Annotated in this window: 2 protein-coding genes; one reads left to right on the top strand and one right to left on the bottom strand. The window is 72.3% G+C overall.

All coding sequences use genetic code 11. The features are described from left to right. Window positions 1-973: AMP-binding protein (locus DQW06_RS19170; protein WP_232833079.1), on the top strand; the 973-nt coding region annotated here is incomplete at its 5' end. A gap of 157 nt (window positions 974-1,130) precedes the next feature. Here the strand turns inward: DQW06_RS19170 and DQW06_RS19165 are convergent. After that, window positions 1,131-1,688: an ATP-binding protein gene (locus DQW06_RS19165; protein WP_013154619.1), complete on the bottom strand. Its 558-nt coding sequence runs from the start codon at window positions 1,686-1,688 to the stop codon at window positions 1,131-1,133. Window positions 1,689-1,995: the final 307 nt, after the last annotated feature.

The raw sequence follows: 1,995 nt of genomic DNA, 5'->3' as shown, positions 1-1,995 counted from the left end.
TTGCGTCCTGGGGAGGGACGCCGCATTCGCCGACCGGTGCGTCGCCGCCGGGTTCGCCACGTGGAGGGGGCGTGACGAGCCCGGGCGGCGGTACCGCCGCCGGATGGGCGAACTGGGGGTACGTATGGGGGTAGGGCTGTCTTCAGGAACCGGACGACCGGGGCGCCACCTGCCGCGCCGGGACGACCCGATCGGATCCCTGACCGGGGGCCTGTGCGAGCGGCTCCGGCTGCGGTCCGCGCGGGGGGGGTCGATCCGCGGGGTCGGGCACCGCGTGGACGCCCTGTCGTTCGCCGCCAAGGTGGAGCAGGCCGCCGCGGGGCTCAGCCGCCGCGGCATGTGCTTCGGTGACGTGGTGGGAGTGCTCGCGCCGGTCTCGCCGGACCGGTTCCTGGCCACCTACACGGTGATGGCCGTGGGCGGACGCGCGCTGCCCCTGTCGACCGCGTCCGACCTGGACACCCAGTGCGCGGTGCTCACCGAGACCGACACCCGCCTGCTGCTGGTCAGCGCCGACATGGCGCAGACGGCACTGGAGCTGGCGGAGCGCTCGCGGGTGCGGCAGGTGATCGCGTTCGGACAGGCGCTGGGGACCACGCCCTTCGAGGAGCTGTTGCAGCCCAGTCCCGACGGCAACGGGTACAGCCCGGCGCGCGGTCTGTTCGACAACGGCATCCTGGGCTACGAGGACACCAGCGGGGGGCTCCTGACCACGCTGCACCCGCACAACGACCTCATGGGGCGCTTCTCGGAGCTGCGGGACCTTCTGGAGCTGACCGCCGACGACGTGGTCGCGGTGGACGAGCGCGGCGACGAGGCCACGCGGGTGACCCTGGTGGCGCTGGCGCTGTGGACCGGGGCCTGCGTGCTGACGGGGGCGGACTGCCCTCCGCCGGAGGGACGCCAGGTGACGGTGCGCTGCGCGCCCGAGCCGGAGCGGATCGGCTACCCGCCGGTCGGCGGGGCGTACTGACCCGGACGTGCTCGGGAGAGGCGGATCCGCTGGTGTGGCGGGGGCCGACGATAAGGCCGTGAATCCGGGCGTCAGCTGAGGCTGGCGGTGCGGACAGCGGCCGCAGGGGCGCCGCGCGGCGGACGGGGCGGTCCGTGGACCCTTTCCGGTCACCGCCTCAGTCGTCGACCGCCAGCCCCGCCTCCGGCCGATCCCCCTCGACCTCGGCGGCCTCCCCCGCGTGGTCGTCGATCTCGAACCAGGCCACGTGCGTGGCGTCGCTCCAGTACTCGCCGCTGCGGGTGGCGCAGCTGTCCACGATGAGCTTGCCGCGACCGAAGTCGTCGCCGTCCTCCCGCGTGTGCTCGCTCTCTCCGTCGCGCGCCCCCTGGTCGGCGATCGCGACGCGCAGGCGCCCGTCGTCGGAGCGGATGAACAGCGTCATGACGCCGCCGCTCTGCCCGGAGCGCGAGTGGAGCAGGGCGTTGGTGGCCAGTTCGCTGACGGCCAGCTCGGCGTCGTCCAGGGAGCCCTCGGAGTGGCCCATGCGGGTGAGGAACTCGCGCACGCGGGAGCGGATGGAGCGCACCGCGGTCAGGTTCCCGGCGCAGCTCCACACCGTGTGGTCGGTGACCCCGCCGGTGAGGTCGCCCGTCTCGATGGTCGGTGCGGTCGGAGCCGTGCCCTCCGGCACCTCCGCGGGCACGTATTCCCGGAGTTGCCTCGCCTCAGCCATCCGGTCACTCCAATCACCCGCGACGGACGCGCGGGTTGCGCCGCCTGCACTCACCTTAGACAAGGGTGTGCTGGCTCCAGAACAGCACACCCGTGTTCTCCCTGTCGGGGATTGGCCACAAAACCCTGTCACGTGTCATCCCCGATATGGACAAAGGAAACAGTCCCGACTCCAGCGACACTCATGTGAGGTGCAACACGTTGGCAATACGCGGCGCGACGGGGCCGTTCGGCTGACAGCACGGTTAACAGGAACGATAATCATTGCCATCTCCGGGGCGCCGCGGCCCGCCCCGTCATGGGCGGGC

Origin of the sequence: Nocardiopsis sp. TNDT3 (genome assembly GCF_003427465.1) — a bacterium.
In the GTDB taxonomy this organism is placed as follows: domain Bacteria; phylum Actinomycetota; class Actinomycetes; order Streptosporangiales; family Streptosporangiaceae; genus Nocardiopsis; species Nocardiopsis dassonvillei.
This window is presented reverse-complemented; position numbering and strand designations above follow the sequence as displayed.